18 protein-coding genes are annotated in these 16129 nt (G+C 72.8%); 11 read left to right on the top strand and 7 right to left on the bottom strand.

Annotation, left to right across the window (positions count from 1 at the left end):
* Nucleotides 1–33: 33 nt before the first annotated feature.
* Together disA and radA are read right to left on the bottom strand one after the other, a co-directional pair.
* On the bottom strand, nt 34–1107 hold the full coding sequence (disA, locus tag BJ993_RS12935; RefSeq protein WP_036550086.1) for a DNA integrity scanning diadenylate cyclase DisA: 1074 nt from the start codon (nt 1105–1107) through the stop codon (nt 34–36).
* Between the two features lie 97 nt (nt 1108–1204).
* A complete protein-coding gene (gene radA / locus BJ993_RS12940; RefSeq protein ID WP_179649098.1) occupies nt 1205–2644 on the bottom strand; it encodes a DNA repair protein RadA in 1440 nt (479 codons plus the stop codon).
* A gap of 65 nt (nt 2645–2709) precedes the next feature.
* Here radA and BJ993_RS12945 point away from each other — a divergent pair, with 65 nt between their 5' ends.
* Together BJ993_RS12945 and BJ993_RS12950 are read left to right on the top strand one after the other, a co-directional pair.
* Nucleotides 2710–3741 (top strand): LacI family DNA-binding transcriptional regulator, encoded by a 1032-nt coding sequence (locus BJ993_RS12945; protein ID WP_036550095.1) that lies wholly within the window; start codon nt 2710–2712, stop codon nt 3739–3741.
* 49 nt (nt 3742–3790) lie between these two features.
* Nucleotides 3791–5320, top strand: a complete 1530-nt coding sequence (locus BJ993_RS12950) for a S8 family peptidase (protein WP_179649100.1) — start codon at nt 3791–3793, stop codon at nt 5318–5320.
* A 42-nt stretch (nt 5321–5362) separates the two neighbouring features.
* Here the strand turns inward: BJ993_RS12950 and BJ993_RS12955 are convergent, their stop codons facing one another.
* The 3 genes from BJ993_RS12955 to BJ993_RS12965 all read right to left on the bottom strand — a co-directional run bounded on the left by BJ993_RS12955 (nt 5363) and on the right by BJ993_RS12965 (nt 7567).
* Nucleotides 5363–6067: a class I SAM-dependent methyltransferase gene (locus tag BJ993_RS12955; RefSeq protein ID WP_179649102.1), complete on the bottom strand. Its 705-nt coding sequence runs from the start codon at nt 6065–6067 to the stop codon at nt 5363–5365.
* A gap of 10 nt (nt 6068–6077) precedes the next feature.
* Nucleotides 6078–6716 (bottom strand): VOC family protein, encoded by a 639-nt coding sequence (locus tag BJ993_RS12960; protein WP_036550101.1) that lies wholly within the window; start codon nt 6714–6716, stop codon nt 6078–6080.
* 74 nt (nt 6717–6790) lie between these two features.
* On the bottom strand, nt 6791–7567 hold the full coding sequence (locus BJ993_RS12965) for a DUF3109 family protein (RefSeq protein ID WP_179649104.1): 777 nt from the start codon (nt 7565–7567) through the stop codon (nt 6791–6793).
* A 59-nt stretch (nt 7568–7626) separates the two neighbouring features.
* Between BJ993_RS12965 and BJ993_RS12970 the strand changes: the two genes are divergently transcribed.
* The 5 genes from BJ993_RS12970 to BJ993_RS12990 are packed head-to-tail and all read left to right on the top strand — an operon-like array spanning nt 7627 to nt 11487.
* The gene (locus BJ993_RS12970; RefSeq protein ID WP_036550106.1) at nt 7627–8565 is read left to right on the top strand and encodes a Ppx/GppA family phosphatase; all 939 of its coding nucleotides are present in this window, start codon (nt 7627–7629) and stop codon (nt 8563–8565) included.
* Nucleotides 8562–9407 carry a sugar phosphate isomerase/epimerase family protein gene (locus tag BJ993_RS12975; RefSeq protein WP_036550108.1) on the top strand — a complete coding sequence of 282 codons (846 nt, stop codon included), beginning with the start codon at nt 8562–8564 and terminating at the stop codon, nt 9405–9407. Before BJ993_RS12970 ends, BJ993_RS12975 begins: the two co-directional genes overlap by 4 nt.
* The gene (locus tag BJ993_RS12980; RefSeq protein ID WP_179649106.1) at nt 9404–9994 is read left to right on the top strand and encodes a TetR/AcrR family transcriptional regulator; all 591 of its coding nucleotides are present in this window, start codon (nt 9404–9406) and stop codon (nt 9992–9994) included. The genes BJ993_RS12975 and BJ993_RS12980 overlap by 4 nt, the downstream gene beginning before the upstream one ends.
* 27 nt (nt 9995–10021) lie before the next feature.
* Nucleotides 10022–10744 carry an ABC transporter ATP-binding protein gene (locus BJ993_RS12985; protein ID WP_179649108.1) on the top strand — a complete coding sequence of 241 codons (723 nt, stop codon included), beginning with the start codon at nt 10022–10024 and terminating at the stop codon, nt 10742–10744.
* The gene (locus BJ993_RS12990) at nt 10741–11487 is read left to right on the top strand and encodes an ABC transporter permease (RefSeq protein ID WP_179649110.1); all 747 of its coding nucleotides are present in this window, start codon (nt 10741–10743) and stop codon (nt 11485–11487) included. Before BJ993_RS12985 ends, BJ993_RS12990 begins: the two co-directional genes overlap by 4 nt.
* 51 nt (nt 11488–11538) lie before the next feature.
* On the opposite strand, the gene BJ993_RS12995 is transcribed toward BJ993_RS12990, so the two are convergent.
* Nucleotides 11539–12591 carry a TerC/Alx family metal homeostasis membrane protein gene (locus tag BJ993_RS12995; protein ID WP_179649112.1) on the bottom strand — a complete coding sequence of 351 codons (1053 nt, stop codon included), beginning with the start codon at nt 12589–12591 and terminating at the stop codon, nt 11539–11541.
* Nucleotides 12592–12834: 243 nt separating this feature from the next.
* Between BJ993_RS12995 and BJ993_RS13000 the strand changes: the two genes are divergently transcribed.
* Both BJ993_RS13000 and proC read left to right on the top strand, forming a co-directional pair.
* A complete protein-coding gene (locus BJ993_RS13000; protein ID WP_179649114.1) occupies nt 12835–13767 on the top strand; it encodes a proline dehydrogenase family protein in 933 nt (310 codons plus the stop codon).
* Between the two features lie 13 nt (nt 13768–13780).
* A complete protein-coding gene (proC, locus tag BJ993_RS13005) occupies nt 13781–14581 on the top strand; it encodes a pyrroline-5-carboxylate reductase (protein ID WP_207008504.1) in 801 nt (266 codons plus the stop codon).
* A gap of 16 nt (nt 14582–14597) precedes the next feature.
* On the opposite strand, the gene BJ993_RS13010 is transcribed toward proC, so the two are convergent.
* The gene (locus BJ993_RS13010) at nt 14598–15311 is read right to left on the bottom strand and encodes an HAD family hydrolase (RefSeq protein ID WP_036550624.1); all 714 of its coding nucleotides are present in this window, start codon (nt 15309–15311) and stop codon (nt 14598–14600) included.
* 225 nt (nt 15312–15536) lie between these two features.
* Here BJ993_RS13010 and BJ993_RS13015 point away from each other — a divergent pair, with 225 nt between their 5' ends.
* Together BJ993_RS13015 and BJ993_RS13020 are read left to right on the top strand one after the other, a co-directional pair.
* Complete coding sequence (locus BJ993_RS13015; protein ID WP_036550118.1) at nt 15537–15752, top strand: helix-turn-helix domain-containing protein; 216 nt, start codon at nt 15537–15539, stop codon at nt 15750–15752.
* 274 nt (nt 15753–16026) lie between these two features.
* A complete protein-coding gene (locus BJ993_RS13020; protein ID WP_008356322.1) occupies nt 16027–16128 on the top strand; it encodes a 30S ribosomal protein bS22 in 102 nt (33 codons plus the stop codon).
* Nucleotide 16129 lies beyond the last annotated feature (1 nt).

Genomic DNA, 16129 nt, shown 5'->3' on the forward strand with positions numbered 1-16129 from the left:
CGCTCGTGCCTCGCGGTGCCGTCGCGCTCGGACTCAGACGTAGCGCTCGAGGATGGTCGACTCGGCGAGCCGGCTGAGGCCCTCGCGGACGCTGCGCGCCCGCAGCTCGCCGACGCCCTCGACGGCCTGGAGGTCGTCGATGCCCGCGGAGAGCAGCTTCTGCAAAGTGCCGAAGTGGTCGACGAGGCCCTCGACGACGTTGGACGGCAGCCGGGGGACCTTGGTGAGCAGGCGGTAGCCGCGCGGGGCGACGGCGCCGTCGAGGTGCTCGCCCGTGCCGATGCCGAGCACCTTGGCGACGGCGGAGGGGTCGACCAGGTCGGTGGCGGAGAGCTGCTCGAGCTTGCCGAGGAGCTCCAGGGGGTCGCGGCTGCGGCGCCGGGACGGGACGTAGTCGCGGATCACCAGCTCGCGCTCGGTGTCGACGCCGGTGACCAGCTCCTCGAGCTGGAGGGCGAGCAGGCGGCCGTCGGTGCCGAGCTCGAGGACGTAGTCCTCGATCTCGCGGGCGATCCGGGTGACCATCTCAAGCCGCTGCGCGACGACCGCGACGTCGCGGACCGTGACGAGGTCCTCGATCTCCAGGGCCGACAGCGTGCTCGACACCTCGTCGAGGCGGAGCTTGTAGCGCTCGAGGGTCGCCAGCGCCTGGTTGGCACGGGACAGGATCTGGCCGGAGTCCTCCAGCACGTGGCGGGTCTCGCCGACGTAGGCGGCGATGATCTGCATCGACTGCGAGACCGAGATGACCGGGTGGCCGGTCTGCTTGGCCACGCGGTCGGCGGTGCGGTGGCGGGTGCCGGTCTCCTCGGAGGGGATCGACTGGTCGGGCATCAGGTGCACGGCCGCGCGCGCGATCCGGGTGAGGCTGCTGTCGACGATGATCGCGCCGTCCATCTTGGCCAGCTCGCGCAGGCCCGTGGCCGTGAACGGCACGTCGAGCTCGAAGCCGCCGGTGCACAGGCTGTCGACCAGCCGGTCCTGGCCGATGACGATCAGCGCGCCGGTGCGGCCGCGCAGGATGCGCTCCAGCCCGTCGCGCAGGGGCGTCCCGGGGGCGATGGACGCAAGGGTCTCGCGAAGTCGGGGATCGGCCGACGTGACCACCTGCGCTCCTCACTCTGGTTGGACGGACGCTCGTACCTTATCCGCGCAGGCGGCGCGCCATGCCTGAATATCGGTGCAAGAACCCGGGTGATCCGTCCTAGTCGGCGCCCTCGACCACCTCCAGGGCGTGCTTGGTGCGCCGGTCGAGGTTGAGCAGGCGCAGGGCCGACAGCACGTCGGGGGCCTCGATCACGCGCATCCCGTCGATGTCGCGGTCACGGGCCGGACCCCGCTGGCCCTGCGCCTGGCCGGGATCGGCCGGCACCACGGCCATCTCGAAGCCCAGCCGGGCGGCCTCCGCGAGGCGCTGGGGCAGGTCGCGCACCCGGCGCAACTCGCCCGACAGGCCGATCTCGCCCATCGCGACCACGCCGGCCGGTGGGGCGCTGACGAAGGTCGACGAGGCCAGCGCGACGGCGAGCGCAAGGTCGCTGCCGGGGTCGGTGAGCCGGGCGCCGCCGACCGTGGAGGCGAACACGTCGTGCTGGTGGAGCTTGATGCCGCAGTGCTGCTGGAGCACGGCGAGGATCATCGCGAGCCGTGAGGAGTCCAGCCCGGACGTCGTACGACGGGGGCGCTCGGCCGGCGAGAGGGTGACCAGTGACTGCACCTCGGCCAGGAGCGGGCGGCGGCCCTCCATGGTGACCGCGATGCACGTCCCGGGGACGCGGCCGTGGTGGCGCTCGGTGAAGAGGCCGGTCGGGTCGTCGACGGCGCGGATGCCGTCGGGGCCGAGGTCGAAGCAGCCGACCTCGTCGACCGGGCCGAAGCGGTTCTTGACCGCGCGGACCATCCGGAAGCGGGAGTCGCGCGAGCCCTCGAAGTGCAGCACGACGTCGACGAGGTGCTCGAGCACCCGCGGCCCGGCGATCCCGCCGTCCTTGGTCACGTGGCCGATCATCACCACGGTGATGTCGCGGCTCTTGGCCATCCGCACCAGCGCCTGGGCGACCTCCTTGACCTGGGTGACGCCGCCGGGCACCCCGTCGACCTCGGCCGCGCCGATGGTCTGCACCGAGTCGACGACCACCATGCGAGGGCGGACCTGCTCGATGTGCGTGAGCACGGCGCCGAGGTCGGTCTCGGCCGCCAGGTAGAGCTCGTCGTGGACGGCGTCCGTCCGGTCGGCCCGCAGCCGGACCTGGGCCGCCGACTCCTCGCCGGTGACGTAGAGCGTGCGCTGCGAGCGCTGCGCCGTGCGGGCCGCGACCTCGAGGAGCAATGTCGACTTGCCGACACCGGGCTCCCCGGCGAGGAGCACCGCCGCGCCGGGGACCAGGCCGCCGCCGAGGACCCGGTCGAGCTCGGGGACGCCGGAGGCCACGTGGATGGCGTGGTCGGCCGGGACCTGGCCGATCGGGACCGCCTTGCGCGTCACGGGCGCGGCCGTCGTACGGCTCGTCGTCGCGCCGCCCGCGGCGGCGACCTCCTCGACCGAACCCCACGCCTGGCACTCGCCGCACCGGCCCACCCACTTGGCGGTGGTCCAGCCGCACTCGCCGCAGCGGTAGTTCGAACGTGTTTTCGAAGCAGCCATGCTCCGAAGGTAGGGCACCCGTCCGACAAATCCACGACCGGACCCGGCGTGGCAGGATCTTCGCTGTGGAGAACCCCCGCCCGCCGGCCACGCTGGCCGACGTCGCCGAGCGCGCCGGTGTCTCCCGCCAGACGGTCTCCAACGCGATCAACAACCCGGACCTGCTGCGCCCGGACACCCTCGCGCGGGTCCAGCAGGCGATCGACGGCCTCGGCTACACGCCGAACCAGGCGGCCCGGCACCTGCGCACCCGCTCGTCGCGGCTCGTCGGCCTGCGGCTCACGCCTGCGCAGGAGTTCACCGCCAACATGGCGATGGACCGCTTCGTGCGGGCGCTGGTCGAGGCGGCCCGCGAGGTGGGCTACCACGTGCTGCTCTTCTCGGGCGGCCCGGTCGAGGAGGGCGAGCTCCCCGACCCGCTCGGCGGGTACGACGACCTGTTCCGCTCCACCGCCGTCGACGCGTTCGTGGTCACCGACACCTACCTCGGCAACCCGGTCGCGGTCGAGCTGACCCGCCGCCGGGCGCCGTTCGTGGCCTTCGGCCGTCCGTGGGACGACCCGGTCGCGAGCCACCCGTGGGTCGACGTCGACGGGGCGGCCGGTGTCGCGGCGGCGACCGAGCACGTCCGCGACCTCGGCCACGAGCGGATCGCCTGGCTGGGCTGGGAGCCGGGCTCGCGGATCGGCGAGGACCGCCGCGCCGGCTGGCACCGGGCGATGGTGGCGGCGGGCCTGTCGACGGCCGGCCTGGAGGCCGCGGTCGCCGACACCGTCGACGCCGGCCGGCAGGCCGCGGCGCGCCTCCTGGACACCACCGCCCCCACCGGGTTCGTCTGCGCGTCCGACACCCTCGCGGTCGGCGTCCTGCACACCCTGCGCGAGCGCGGGCTCCACGCCGGACCGGGTCTCCCGGTCGTCGGCTTCGACGACTCGCAGGTCGCGCAGGTGATGGGCCTGACCTCCGTCCGGCAGCCGCTGGAGGAGGTGGCCGTCGAGCTGATCGGCGCCCTGGCCGACCTCCTGGCGCCGACCGAGCGGACGACGCACGGAATTCTTCTCGCGCCGACCCTCGCCATCCGGCAGACCTCCGTGTGAGGATGACGGCCGCAGGAAGACCTGCGCCACATCCCGGGAGGAATCACCCATGTCCTTGCGCAGTTCCCGGCGGCTCCGAGCCGCTGCCCTCTCCGTCGCGACCGGCCTGACCGTGGCCGGCCTGGCGGTGGCCGGAGGCGGAGCCACCGCCGCCCCGGCCGACCCGGTGTCCACGCCGGTGCCGCTCAGCACGCCCGACGGCGTCGTCTCCGCCTACCTGCTCAATGCGGCCAAGGCCAACCCGGGCCAGACCCGGCTCGTCGAGCGGGCGGTCCGTGCGGCGGGCGGCGTGGTCGTCCAGACCTGGCCGCAGATCGGCGTCGTGGTCGCCCACAGCGACCGCGCGGCCTTCCGTGACGACGTACGACGTCTCGCCGGCCACGCGCTGGAGTCGGTCGGCGCCACCCGCTCCGTCCCGGTCACCGAGGGGACGCCCGACGGCCTGCCCGCGCCCTGGGGTCCCGGCAAGGGCCAGGTCCGCAAGGGTGCCGCCGTCGACCGCAGCGAGGACTCGACCGGTGCCGAGGCGACGCTCGCGACCACGCCCGACCCGCGCGAGTCGGAGCAGTGGGACCTCGCGATGATCAAGGCCGACCGGGCCCACGAGATCACCGACGGCTCGCGCGACGTGGTCGTCGGCGTGCTGGACAGCGGCATCGACCCCGACCACCCCGACCTCGTCGCCAACATCGACGTCGAGGACTCCGTCAACTGCACCGACGCCGGCCGCCCGGACACCTCGCCGACCGGCTGGGCGCCGACCACGAGCGACCATGGCACGCACGTCGCGGGCACCATCGGCGCCGCCCGCAACGGCACCGGCATCGTCGGCGTCGCGCCGGGCGTGCGGATGGCCTCGGTGAAGGTCGTCAACGACGACGGCTTCATCTACCCCGAGTACGCCGTCTGCGGCTTCGTCTGGGCCGGCCAGCACGGCATGGACGTCACCAACAACAGCTACTACGTCGACCCGTTCCAGTTCTACTGCGAGGACCAGCCCGACCAGTACGCCGCCAAGGAGGCCGTGCGCCGGGCCGTCGAGTGGTCCACGGACCAGGGCGTCGTGCACGCGGCGGCGGCCGGCAACTCGTCGTACGACCTGGCGAACAAGACGACCGACGCCACCAGCCCCGACGACGGCACGACCGTCGAGCGCACGATCAACAACGCGTGCCAGGACATCCCGACCGAGCTCGACGGCGTGGTGACCGTGTCGTCGCTGGAGCGCTTCCCGGCCGGCACGCTGGAGAACCGCCTCTCGGGCTTCAGCAACCGCGGCCTCGGCGTCATCGACGTCGCGGCTCCCGGCTCGCGGATCCTGTCCACCGTGGTCAAGGACAACGGCTACGGCCTCAAGTCCGGTACGTCGATGGCGTCCCCGCACGTCGCCGGCGTCCTCGCGCTGATGAAGTCGGTCCACCCGGACTGGACCCCCGCGCAGATGGTCGCGAAGCTGCGGGCGCAGGCCGACGACCACGCGTGCGTGGTGGCCACCGCGGGTGCGCCGTGCGTGGGCACCGACGCGGAGAACAGCTACTACGGCGACGGTGTCGTCGACGCGCTGGACGCGGTGCAGTGACCTCGGCTGGGGCGGCCGGTCCGGATCTCCGGGCCGGCCGCCTCAGTGCGTCCTGCTCCAGAGGTTGACCGCGTAGTCGACCTCGAGGCCCTCGTGGTGCCGGACGATCTCGTCGGCGACCTCGGGCTTGAACTCGATCCGCACGACCGCCTCCAGGTCGGCGCGCGACGCGAAGCGCCAGCCCATGTCGACCCGGTCGAGGGTCCAGCCGCGGATGCTCCAGAACCGCTCGGTCTCGGTGGGGGAGTCGAGGTGCGGGTAGCCGCGCCGGAACCACGCGCCGAAGGTCGACCGGGACCCGTCGTTGTCGATGACCAGCGCGGTCCCGCCGGGACGGAGCACCCGGTCGAGCTCGACCAGGCCGGGCTCGCAGCCGCGGCCGAAGAAGTACGCCCACCGCGCGTGCACGACGTCGACCGAGGAGTCCGGCAGCGGGATCTCCTGTGCGGTGCCCGATCGCACCTCGGCGCCGCTCACCCCGTGGGTGCGGAGCCGCCGCTCGGCCAGCCGGCACAGGCCGGGGTGCGGCTCGACGCCGATCACCCTCGACGCCCGCTCCGCGAAGCGCGGCAGGTGGAAGCCGGTGCCGCAGCCGAGGTCGAGCACGACCCGGTCGGTCCAGTCGGCCCGCGCCTCCATGGCCGCCCAGAGCCGGCCGTCGGGGTCGGCCGCGCGGTTCTCGAGCTCGTAGGTCGCCGTGTGGTGCCAGATGTTCGGGCTGGGGATCGCTCCCGCGACCGGCTTCACCGCGGCGAGCTCAGATCCTGACGATGCCGTTCGGCGTGAGGACCTGCGCGGCGAGGATGCCGGGCGTGCCGTGCGGGGCGACCCACTCGACCTTGACGTCCTCCAGCGGCGCCTCGACGGTCTCGCCGAGCCACTCGCTGACCCGCTGCGGGTCGCCGGCGATCTCGATGCCGGCCAGCGACACCGTGCCGTCGGCGCCACGCGAGGGGTGCAGCTCGGCGGGGGTGTCCCACTGCAGGAAGAAGGGCAGCTGCGGGTCGGCGATCAGGCCGTTGATGCCGATCTGCTGCCAGCGCAGCTCGGCACCGTCCGGGCGGTGGCGCGAGCCGGGGACGGCCGAGCGGCCCAGGCGCTGCTCGATGACCGAGATGTCGGGGACCGCGACGGCCCAGCCGAGCCAGCCGCCGCCGAGGGCGGAGCGGGCCTTCACGGCCTGGCCGAAGGGCGCCTTGTCGGACGCCGGGTGGTCGAGTGCCTCGACGACCTCGATGTAGGTGTCGTCGGTCAGCGGGAGGATCATGTTGCGGGTGCCGAAGCGGGGGTGGACACCACCGTCGGTGAAGTCGCGCCCGAGGGCTGAGCCGAGGCGCGCAGCCGTGCTCGCGAGTCCGTCGGGTCCTGCCGCGTAGGAGAGATGATCCAGGCGCATGTCAGACATTCTGAACATGCGCTGAGGAAAGCGGTGAATCGGGGTGGGTTCCTCTTGACGTCGAGAGGTAGTCGTCACCTCGGGTCGGCGGGGTGCAGCGCCAGCGCCGACCGCGAGCGCAGGTGCGCCTCGCAGTGGAGCACCAGGGCGTCGTACCCCTTGCGGCCCATGAGGGCGACCAGCTCGGCCTCGTTGGTGACGTAGACCGGCTCGACGCCGACGTGCGCCTCGGTGTTGCCGGAGCAGTACCAGTCGAGGTCGTGGCCGCCCGGCCCCCAGCCGCGGCGGTCGTACTCGGTGATGGTGACCTCGACGTACGACGTGCCGTCCATCCGCTCGACCTCGCGGAAGGTACGACGGATGGGCAGCTGCCAGCACACGTCGGGCTTGGTCTCGAGCGGGTTGCGCCCCTGGTCGAGGGCGAGCCCGTGCAGCGCGCACCCTGCTCCTCCCCCTCCCGACGGGGGAGCGAAGTCGGCGCGGTTGGCGAACACGCAGGAGCGCTGGCCGTCGACCTCGTGCATGCGGGTCTTCCGCTCGCCGTCCTCGTCCTTCTCCACCCAGTCGCGCTTCTTGACCTTGCGGCCGGGGTGGTGCTGCCAGTGCTCGGGCGTGAGCTGCTCGACGAACGCCTCGACGCGGCGCTCGTCCTCCTTGTCGGCGAAGTGGGCGCCGAGGGTGCAGCAGCCGACGTCGGGGGAGTCGGCGTAGATGCCGGCGCAGCCGCTGCCGAAGATGCAGGTGAAGGACGACGTCAGCCAGGTGAGGTCACACTTCAGGACCTCGTCCTCGTCGGCGGGGTTGACGAATTCGACCCACGCACGCGGGAAGTCGAGCGACACCTCTGGCACTTGACGATCGTAGTCGGTCGCGTGCACCGGGCGCGCGCGGCTGCTAGTACCGTGGACGCATGCGTCTGGGCGTCCTGGACATCGGCTCCAACACCGGTCACCTGCTCGTGGTCGACGCCCATGGTGGCGCCGCCCCGTTGCCGGCCTTCTCCTACAAGGAGCCGCTGCGACTCGCGGAGCACCTCGACGCCAGCGGCGACGTCTCGCCGACGGGGATCGCGGCGCTGTCCGCCTTCACCGCGCAGGCGCTGCGCGTCGCGGAGGAGAAGGGCTGCGAGGAGATGCTGTCGTTCGCGACCTCGGCGGTCCGCGACGCCGGCAATTCCGAGGAGGTGCTGGCCCACGTCGAGCGCGAGACCGGCGTCCGCATCGAGGTGCTGCCCGGTGAGGACGAGGCGCGGCTGACCTTCCTCGCCGTACGCCGCTGGTTCGGCTGGTCGGCCGGTCGGCTCGCCGTGTTCGACATCGGCGGCGGCTCGCTCGAGATCGCGGCCGGCTCGGACGAGCGGCCCGACGTGGCCTGGTCGCTGCCGCTGGGTGCGGCCCGCCTGGCCCGGGCCGACTTCGCGGAGCGGCCCGACGAGGAGCGACTGCGCCAGATCCGCCGCCGGATCCGCGCCGACATCGCCCGCGATGCCGGCCACCTCCTGCGCGCCGGTACGACGCACCGTGCGTCGGCCACCTCCAAGACCTTCCGCTCGCTCGCCCGCATCTGTGGTGCGGCGCCGTCGGGCGAGGGCCAGCTGGTCCCGCGGGTGCTGCCGCTCGCCGAGCTGCGCCAGTGGATCCCCAAGCTGGTGGCGATGACGCCGGAGGAGCTCGCGGAGCTGCCGGGTGTCTCGCCGAGCCGCACCCACCAGATCGTCCCCGGCGCGCTCGTCGCCGAGGCCTGCATGGACATCTTCGACCTGTCCGAGCTCGAGATCTGCCCGTGGGCGCTGCGCGAGGGCGTGATCCTCGAGCGCATCGACAAGCTCAGCGTCAACGACGAGTCATGAGTGCGGGGGCCGGCTCGGGCAACCGGCCGCGGATCGGGCTGTCGTCGAGCTCGGTCTACCCCGAGTCGACGGCGCACGCGTTCTCCTGGGCGGCCGCGATCGGCTACGAGGCCGTCGAGGTGATGGTCGGCATCGACGCCCTCTCCCAGCAGGCCGACGCGGTGCGCCAGCTGTCCGAGCACCACCAGGTCCCGGTCAGCGCGATCCACGCGCCGTGCCTGCTGTTCACCCAGCGGGTCTGGGGCGTCGAGCCCTGGGGCAAGCTCGAGCGGTCCGCCGAGATGGCCCGTGCCGTGGGCGCCGGAGTGGTCGTCGTGCACCCGCCGTTCCGGTGGCAGCGGGAGTACGCTCGCGACTTCGTCAACGGGATCGCGGCGCTGGAGGAGTCGTCGGGCATCGCGTTCGCGGTGGAGAACATGTACCCGTGGCGGGCCTCGCGTCGTCACCTCGAGATGTACCTCCCCGGCTGGGACCCCTCCGAGGAGCCGTACGCGAACACGACCATCGACCTCTCGCACGCCGCCATCGCGCGCGCCGACGTCGTCGCGATGGCCGAGCGGCTGGGGCCGCGGCTGCGCCACGTCCACCTCACCGACGGCACGGACTCGGCCAAGGACGAGCACCTGGTGCCCGGCCGGGGCGACACCGGCGCCGCGGAGTTCCTGCACCACCTGGTGCGCTCCGGCTTCGCCGGCGAGGTCGTGCTGGAGATCAACACCCGTCGCTGCACGACCCGCGAGGAGCGCGAGGCGGACCTGCGCGAGTCGCTGGAGTTCGCGGTCGAGCACCTGTCGGTCGGCGCCGCCGACGGCCAGCCGGTCGGGCCGGGCGCCGAGGGATGACCGCCCAGCCCCGAGGGCGCCGGCGCGGCAACCCGGACACCCGCGCCGCGATCCTCGCCGCCGCGCGCGAGCGGTTCGCCGCCTCCGGCTTCGGGGGTACGACGATCCGCTCCATCGCCGGCGCCGCGGGCGTCGACCCAGCGCTGGTCCACCACTACTTCGGCTCCAAGGACGACCTGTTCGTCGCGGCGCTGGAGCTCCCCGTCGACCCGCGGGCGGTGATGGCCCAGCAGGTCGTGGGCCCGCTCGAGGGTGCGGGGGAGCGGCTGCTCCGGGCCCTGCTGGGCGTGTGGGACGACCCGCAGGTGCAGCCGGCGCTGCTGGCGATGGTGCGGCGGCTGGTCGAGCCGGGCGGGGACGCGCTCTTCCGCGAGGGCTTCCTGCCCGTCGTACTCCTCCCGCTGGGGCAGGCCCTGGGGGTGGAGCGGCCGGAGCGCCGGATGCCGCTGGTCGCCAGCCAGGTCATCGGGGTGATCCTGCTCCGCTACGTCGTCCGGGCCGCGCCGCTCGCCGACTGGGACGCCGACCTGGTCGTCGCGACCTACGCGCCCGTGCTCGACGGCTTCCTCGCCGGCCCCTTGCCCTGAGCAGCCGACAGGCGCATTATTCATCACATGATGAATTCCGTGGTCGCGATCGACGGACTCCGCGTCGTGCGCGGCGGGCGCCCGGTCCTCGACGGCCTCGACCTCGCGGTCGGGCCCGGCGTGACCGGCCTGCTCGGCCCGTCCGGCTGCGGCAAGTCCACGCTGCTGCGCAGCGTCGTCGGCGTGCAGCGGGTGGCCGGTGGCACGGTCACGGTCCTCGGCGAGCCGGCCGGGAGCCCGCCCCTGCGCGACCGGGTCGGCTACCAGACCCAGTCCTCCAGCGTGTACGACGACCTGACGGTCTCGGAGAACCTCCGCTTCTTCGCCCGGGTGCTCGGGCGGCCGGCCGCCTCCGTCGAGGAGGCCGTGACGGCGGTCGACCTGACCGGTCACCACGGCCAGGTCGTCGGCCGGCTCAGCGGCGGGCAGCGCTCCCGCGTCGGGCTGGCCGTCGCGCTGCTCGGCAGGCCCGACCTGCTGGTGCTCGACGAGCCGACGGTCGGCCTCGACCCGGTGCTGCGGCGGGACCTGTGGGCGCTCTTCCACCGGATCGCCGGCGCGGGCACGGCCGTCCTCGTCTCGAGCCACGTGATGGACGAGGCCGAGCGGTGCGACCAGCTGCTGCTGATGCGGGAGGGCCGGATCATCGCCCAGGACACCCCGGCGGCGATCAAGGCGCAGGCCGGCACCGACGACGTGGAGGGCGCCTTCCTCGCGCTGGTGGAGCGGGCCGGAGGTGCCGCCGCATGACCACCGCCGTCACGCCCCGGGTCACCCTCGCGGTCGCCGCCCGCGTGCTCACCCAGCTGCGTCGAGACCACCGCACGCTGGCGATGCTGCTCGTCCTGCCCTGCCTGCTGCAGGCGCTGCTGTGGTGGATCTTCGAGTCGACGCCGCTGGTCTTCGACCGGATCGGCCCGGCCCTGCTGGCGATCTTCCCGTTCTTCGTGATGTTCCTCGTCACCAGCATCACCACGCTGCGCGAGCGCTCCAGCGGCACGCTGGAGCGGCTGTTCACGATGCCGATGGGCCGCCTCGACTTCCTCTCCGGCTACGCCCTCGCCTTCGGCGCGGTCGCCGCCGTCCAGGCCGCCGTCGCCGCATCGGTGGCGCTGGTGCTGCTCGACCTCGACGTCCGCGGGCCCGCTGTCCTGCTGGGGGTGGTCGGCGTGGCGGACGCGGTGCTCGGCACCGCCCTCGGCCTCTTCGTGTCGGCCTTCGCGCGCACGGAGTTCCAGGCCGTGCAGTTCCTGCCGGCGATCGTGGTGCCGCAGATCCTCCTCTGCGGACTGCTCGTGCCCCGCGACGACCTGCCACGGGTGCTCGAGGTGGTCTCCGACGTGATGCCGCTGTCCTGGGCGGTCGACGCCATGGAGCAGCTCGCGACCACCAGCGCCACGGGACAGGTGTGGCGCGACATCGCGGTGGTGGCCGGCTTCGCCGTGGCCGCGCTCGCGCTCGGGGCGGCGACCCTGCGGCGTCGTACCGACTGACGGCGCGGCGCCCGCAGGCCGTGGGCCTGCGGGCGCCGGTGCCGCCGTGCGTCAGTGCGTGGGCAGCTCGTCGCCGTCCGTCGCGCCGGCCTGCGCCGCCGCCCGCTCCTCGCGTCGTACGGCGATCAGGCTGGTGACCGTGGTGACGGCCAGGACGCCCACGACGACGGCGAGGGAGGTGCGGTTGCCGATCCCGGGGACGCCGTCCCACTGGGTCTGGGCCCAGTGCAGGACCAGCTTGACGCCGATGAAGCCGAGGATGACCGACAGGCCGTAGGACAGGTGGACCAGCTTGGCGAGCAGGCCCTCGATCACGAAGTAGAGCGCCCGGAGGCCGAGCAGGGCGAAGGCGTTGGTCGCGAAGACCAGGTACGGGTCGGCGGTGATGCCGTACACGGCGGGCACCGAGTCGACGGCGAAGACGATGTCGGTCATGAACACCGCGACGGTCACCAGGGCCAGCGGGGTCAGGGCGCGACGTCCGGCCTGCTTCACCGTCATCCGCGTGCCCCGGTAGTCCTCGGTGACCGGCCAGAAGCGGCGCAGGACCTTCACCACGCGCATGTCGTTAGGGTCCGGCTCCTCCTCGGCCTCACCGCTGAGGGCGTCCTTGAGCAGCTTCGCGCCCGTGGCCAGCAGGATGACGCCGAAGATGAGGAAGACAAAGGTGAACGCCGAGAGCGCGGCCGCGCCGAGCGCGATGAAGATGCCGCGGAGCACCAGCGCCCCGATGATGCCGAACAGCAGCACCCGCTGCTGCAGGGCCTTCGGGACGGCGAAGGCGGAGAGCAGCAGCATGAAGACGAACAGGTTGTCGACGCTCAGCGACTTCTCGACGATGTAGCCGGTGTAGTAGCCGACCCCGATCTCGCTCCCGTGGGCCTTGAGCACCCAGACGCCGAACGCGACCGGCAGCGAGATGTAGAACAGCGACCAGAGCGCCGCCTCCCGCATCGACACCTCGTGCGGCTTGCGGGTCGCGAGGAAGTCGAGGGCCAGGAGGCCGATGACGGCGGCGATGGTGAGCGCCCAGAGCGTCGGCGTACCGATGCTGTCGAGGCCGGTCGCGACCGTCTCGGTGGCGGCAAAGGGGGTGATGGACACAGGAATCTCCTCGTGCTTGTAGGCACGAGGTCTCCCTCACCGCTCGGACCACGACGTGGACCGCACGGCCTCCACCCGGGGAACCGGTTGCGGCTCCGTACTGACCGGGGAAGAGTCTCGAGGTACTCCCCTCACCGAGAAGGATACCTGCCCACCCAAGGAGACCAGAAGTCGTCGCGCGAGGGACTCCCTCGTCAGGGACCCACCCGCCCCGCCGACCGGCTTCGCCGTAGATTCGGGGGCATGAGACCGGTCCGGGAGGCGCTCCTCCTGCTGTCGCGCAGCGGTGCGGTGAAGGGACTCGTCTCGACCCTGCCGATCTCGTCGGCGATCGTGCGCGGCTACGTGCCCGGCGAGACGGTGCGCGAGGCGCTCGACGTCGTCGCGACGCTGGCCGCCGAGGGGATCGACACGACGATCGACCACCTCGGCGAGGAGACGCTCGACGAGGCGCAGGCGACCGCGGCCGTGCAGGCCTACCGGATCCTGCTCGACAAGATCGCCGACGCCGGGCTCGGCGGGCGGGCCGAGGTCTCGGTCAAGCTCACCGCGATCGGCCTGCGGCTGCCCGACGGCGAGCGGATCGCGCTCGAGAACGCCCGCAAGATCTGTCGTGCCGCCGCCGGTGCGGGCACCACGGTCACCATCGACATGGAGGACCACACCACGACCGACGCCACGCTCGCGATCGTGCGCGCGCTGCGCGAGGACTTCCCCGGCACGGGCGCCGTGCTGCAGGCCTACCTCCACCGCACCGAGGCCGACTGCCGCTCCCTCGCGTACGACGGCAGCCGGGTCCGCCTCTGCAAGGGCGCCTACGACGAGCCCGCCGAGGTCGCGTTCACCGACCCCGGCGACGTGGACCGCTCCTACGTCCGTTGCCTCAAGGCGCTCTTCGCCGGTGACGGGTACCCGATGGTCGCGACCCACGACCCCCGGCTCATCGAGATCACCGCCGCGCTCGCCAGCCGCTACGGCCGCGCGCCCGGCACCTACGAGTTCCAGATGCTCTACGGCGTGCGGCCGGCCGAGCAGCGTCGGCTGGCCGCCGCCGGCGAGCGGGTCCGTGTCTACCTGCCCTACGGCGCGCAGTGGTACGGCTACCTCGTGCGGCGACTGGCGGAGCGTCCCCGGAACCTGTCACTCTTCCTGACGTCCCTGGTCTCCAAGAAGTGAGCGAGTCACCGCAGTGAGCAAGCGCACCGCCGTCATCGGTGCCGGTGTGATGGGGGAGACGCTGCTCTCCGGCCTCATCCGCGCCGGCCGCAGCGCCGAGGACCTGGTCGTCGTCGAGAAGCGCGAGGAGCGCGCCGCCGAGCTGGCCGCCAAGTACGGCGTCCCGGTGGTCGCCGACGTCGCGGCCGCCGCCGAGGCCGACACCGTGCTGCTGGTCGTCAAGCCGCAGGACATGGCCGACGTGCTCGCCGAGATCGGCCCCGCGCTGCGCCCCGGCCAGCTGCTCGTCTCGCTCGCCGCCGGCATCACCACCTCGTTCATCGAGTCCCGGGTGCCCGCGGGCGTCGCGGTCGTGCGCGTCATGCCCAACACCCCGGCGCTCGTCGACGAGGGCATGGCGGCGATCTCGCCCGGCACCCACTGCGACGAGGGGCACCTCGTCGAGGCCGAGGACCTGCTCACCTCGGTCGGCCACGTGGTGCGCGTGCCCGAGAAGCAGCAGGACGCGGTCACCGCGATCAGCGGCTCCGGCCCCGCCTACATCTTCTTCGTCGTCGAGGCGATGATCGAGGCAGGCGTCCACCTCGGCCTGCCCCGCACGATCGCCCACGAGCTGGCCGTGCAGACCGTCGTCGGCTCGGCCGCGATGCTGCGCGAGACCAACGAGCACCCCGCGGTGCTGCGCGAGCAGGTCACCTCGCCCGGAGGTACGACGGCCGCGGCGCTGCGCGAGCTCGAGGTGCACCGGGTGCGGGCGGCCTTCCTGGCCGCCCTGGAGGCGGCCCGGGACCGGTCCGCCGAGCTCGGCAGCTAGGACCTCGCGAGCGGCGTCAGCTCGCCGCTGCCGCCTGCCAGGCCAGCTCGGCCAGGCCGCGCACGGCCACCACGCCGGGCGGGGTGCGGCGGGCGTCGTACCGTCCGTGGCGGTCGAGCAGCCGCGCCTGAAGGCCGGCCTCGCGCGCGCCGAGCACGTCGTGGCGCAGCGAGTCGCCGACCATCAGGGTGCGTGCCGGGTCGGCGCCGAGGCGCGCGCACGCGGTGAGGTAGGAGCGCGGGTCGGGCTTGGCCGCCGGCAGGCTCGAGGAGGCGAAGACGGGGACGTCGGCGCGCAGGAGTCCGGTGCGGCGCAGCTTCTCGGTCTGGATCGCCTGGTCGCCGTTGGTGAGGATGCCGACCGGGAGCCCGGCGCGCAGGGCGCGCTCGATCGTGGCCGCGGCGTCGGCGAAGGCCCGCCACGCGGCCTGGTAGCAGCCCAGGAAGCCGGCGAAGACGTCGTCGGCCAGGGCGTCGTCGGCCAGGTCCCAGCCGGGCAGGAACTCCCGGATCCGCACCCGGCGCTGCTCGGCGTGGGTCAGCTCGCGGCGCTGGGCGCGCTCGTAGTGGCGCGCCTCGAGCACGAACCACCGCTCGACGAGCTCCTCGAGGGCGGCGGGGGAGTCGGCCAGGCCCAGCCCGGACAGCCACGTCCGCAGGCCGCGGTCGGCCGCGCCGCGGTGGTCCACCAGCGTGTCGTCCAGGTCGAGCAGCAGGGCCTGGATCGTCATGACGAGCAGTCTGCCAGCGACCGCCGACAGCACCACGACGGGATGACAACCGTGTAGTTCACGAGGGTCGGATCCGGCCGGGTCAAGCCGACACGCCGCGCCCCAAAAGTTTCACAGGTCAAACTCTTCCCCACGAGTCACATCCGGCCCTATTCTCACGCAGAGGCGTCCGCAGGGTTCACAGCTGGGGAAGGCGGTGACGGACGCGCAGAAAGCGTGGTTGTCATGGCTCCTACGTCGCGCGAGCGCACCGAGTCCCTCCCAGACCCGAAGTTCCTCACCATCGCCGAGGTCGCCTCGGTGATGCGGGTCTCCAAGATGACGGTCTACCGCCTGGTCCACAACGGAGAGCTCCCCGCGGTGCGGGTCGGCCGCTCGTTCCGGGTCACCGAGGACAACGTCAACGAGTACCTCCGCAAGTCGTTCTACTCCGCCGGCTGACGGCGGTTCGCGGAGCTGCATGAATCCCCGGTCGACCGGGGATTCATGCACTTGTCGGGCGTTGCAACACCTGACAAGTGCTGGAGTTCCCGGTCGACCGGGGATTCATGCAGCAGGCCGCACCGACCGCCGTGATGCGATCTTCATCCCATCGCAGCCGCTGATTCACCGCGCCCCGCGGGGGCCCGATAGGCTGACCCGGAGCTCCGGGGTGTGCCCGGAGCGTCGTAGCACCGTCGGGCGAGCCTCGTCCGACGCTCTGGAGAGGTTCCACGTGGGTTCTGTCATCAAGAAGCGTCGCAAGCGCATGGCGAAGAAGAAGCACCGCAAGCTGCTGAAGAAGACGCGCGTCCAGCGTCGCAAGCTCGGCAAGTAAC

The organism is Nocardioides aromaticivorans, from assembly GCF_013408525.1.
Classification (GTDB): Bacteria; Actinomycetota; Actinomycetes; order Propionibacteriales; family Nocardioidaceae; genus Nocardioides; species Nocardioides aromaticivorans.

Bases quoted from the DNA above. Each gene is read 5' to 3' on its own strand.
- radA (WP_179649098.1), bottom strand. From the start codon at position 2,644: ATGGCTGCTTCGAAAACACGTTCGAACTACCGCTGCGGCGAGTGCGGC.
- BJ993_RS12950 (WP_179649100.1), top strand. From the start codon at position 3,791: ATGTCCTTGCGCAGTTCCCGGCGGCTCCGAGCCGCTGCCCTCTCCGTC.
- BJ993_RS12960 (WP_036550101.1), bottom strand. From the start codon at position 6,716: ATGCGCCTGGATCATCTCTCCTACGCGGCAGGACCCGACGGACTCGCG.
- BJ993_RS12970 (WP_036550106.1), top strand. From the start codon at position 7,627: ATGCGTCTGGGCGTCCTGGACATCGGCTCCAACACCGGTCACCTGCTC.
- BJ993_RS12975 (WP_036550108.1), top strand. From the start codon at position 8,562: ATGAGTGCGGGGGCCGGCTCGGGCAACCGGCCGCGGATCGGGCTGTCG.
- BJ993_RS12980 (WP_179649106.1), top strand. From the start codon at position 9,404: ATGACCGCCCAGCCCCGAGGGCGCCGGCGCGGCAACCCGGACACCCGC.
- BJ993_RS12985 (WP_179649108.1), top strand. From the start codon at position 10,022: ATGATGAATTCCGTGGTCGCGATCGACGGACTCCGCGTCGTGCGCGGC.
- BJ993_RS12990 (WP_179649110.1), top strand. From the start codon at position 10,741: ATGACCACCGCCGTCACGCCCCGGGTCACCCTCGCGGTCGCCGCCCGC.
- BJ993_RS13000 (WP_179649114.1), top strand. From the start codon at position 12,835: ATGAGACCGGTCCGGGAGGCGCTCCTCCTGCTGTCGCGCAGCGGTGCG.
- BJ993_RS13010 (WP_036550624.1), bottom strand. From the start codon at position 15,311: ATGACGATCCAGGCCCTGCTGCTCGACCTGGACGACACGCTGGTGGAC.
- BJ993_RS13015 (WP_036550118.1), top strand. From the start codon at position 15,537: ATGGCTCCTACGTCGCGCGAGCGCACCGAGTCCCTCCCAGACCCGAAG.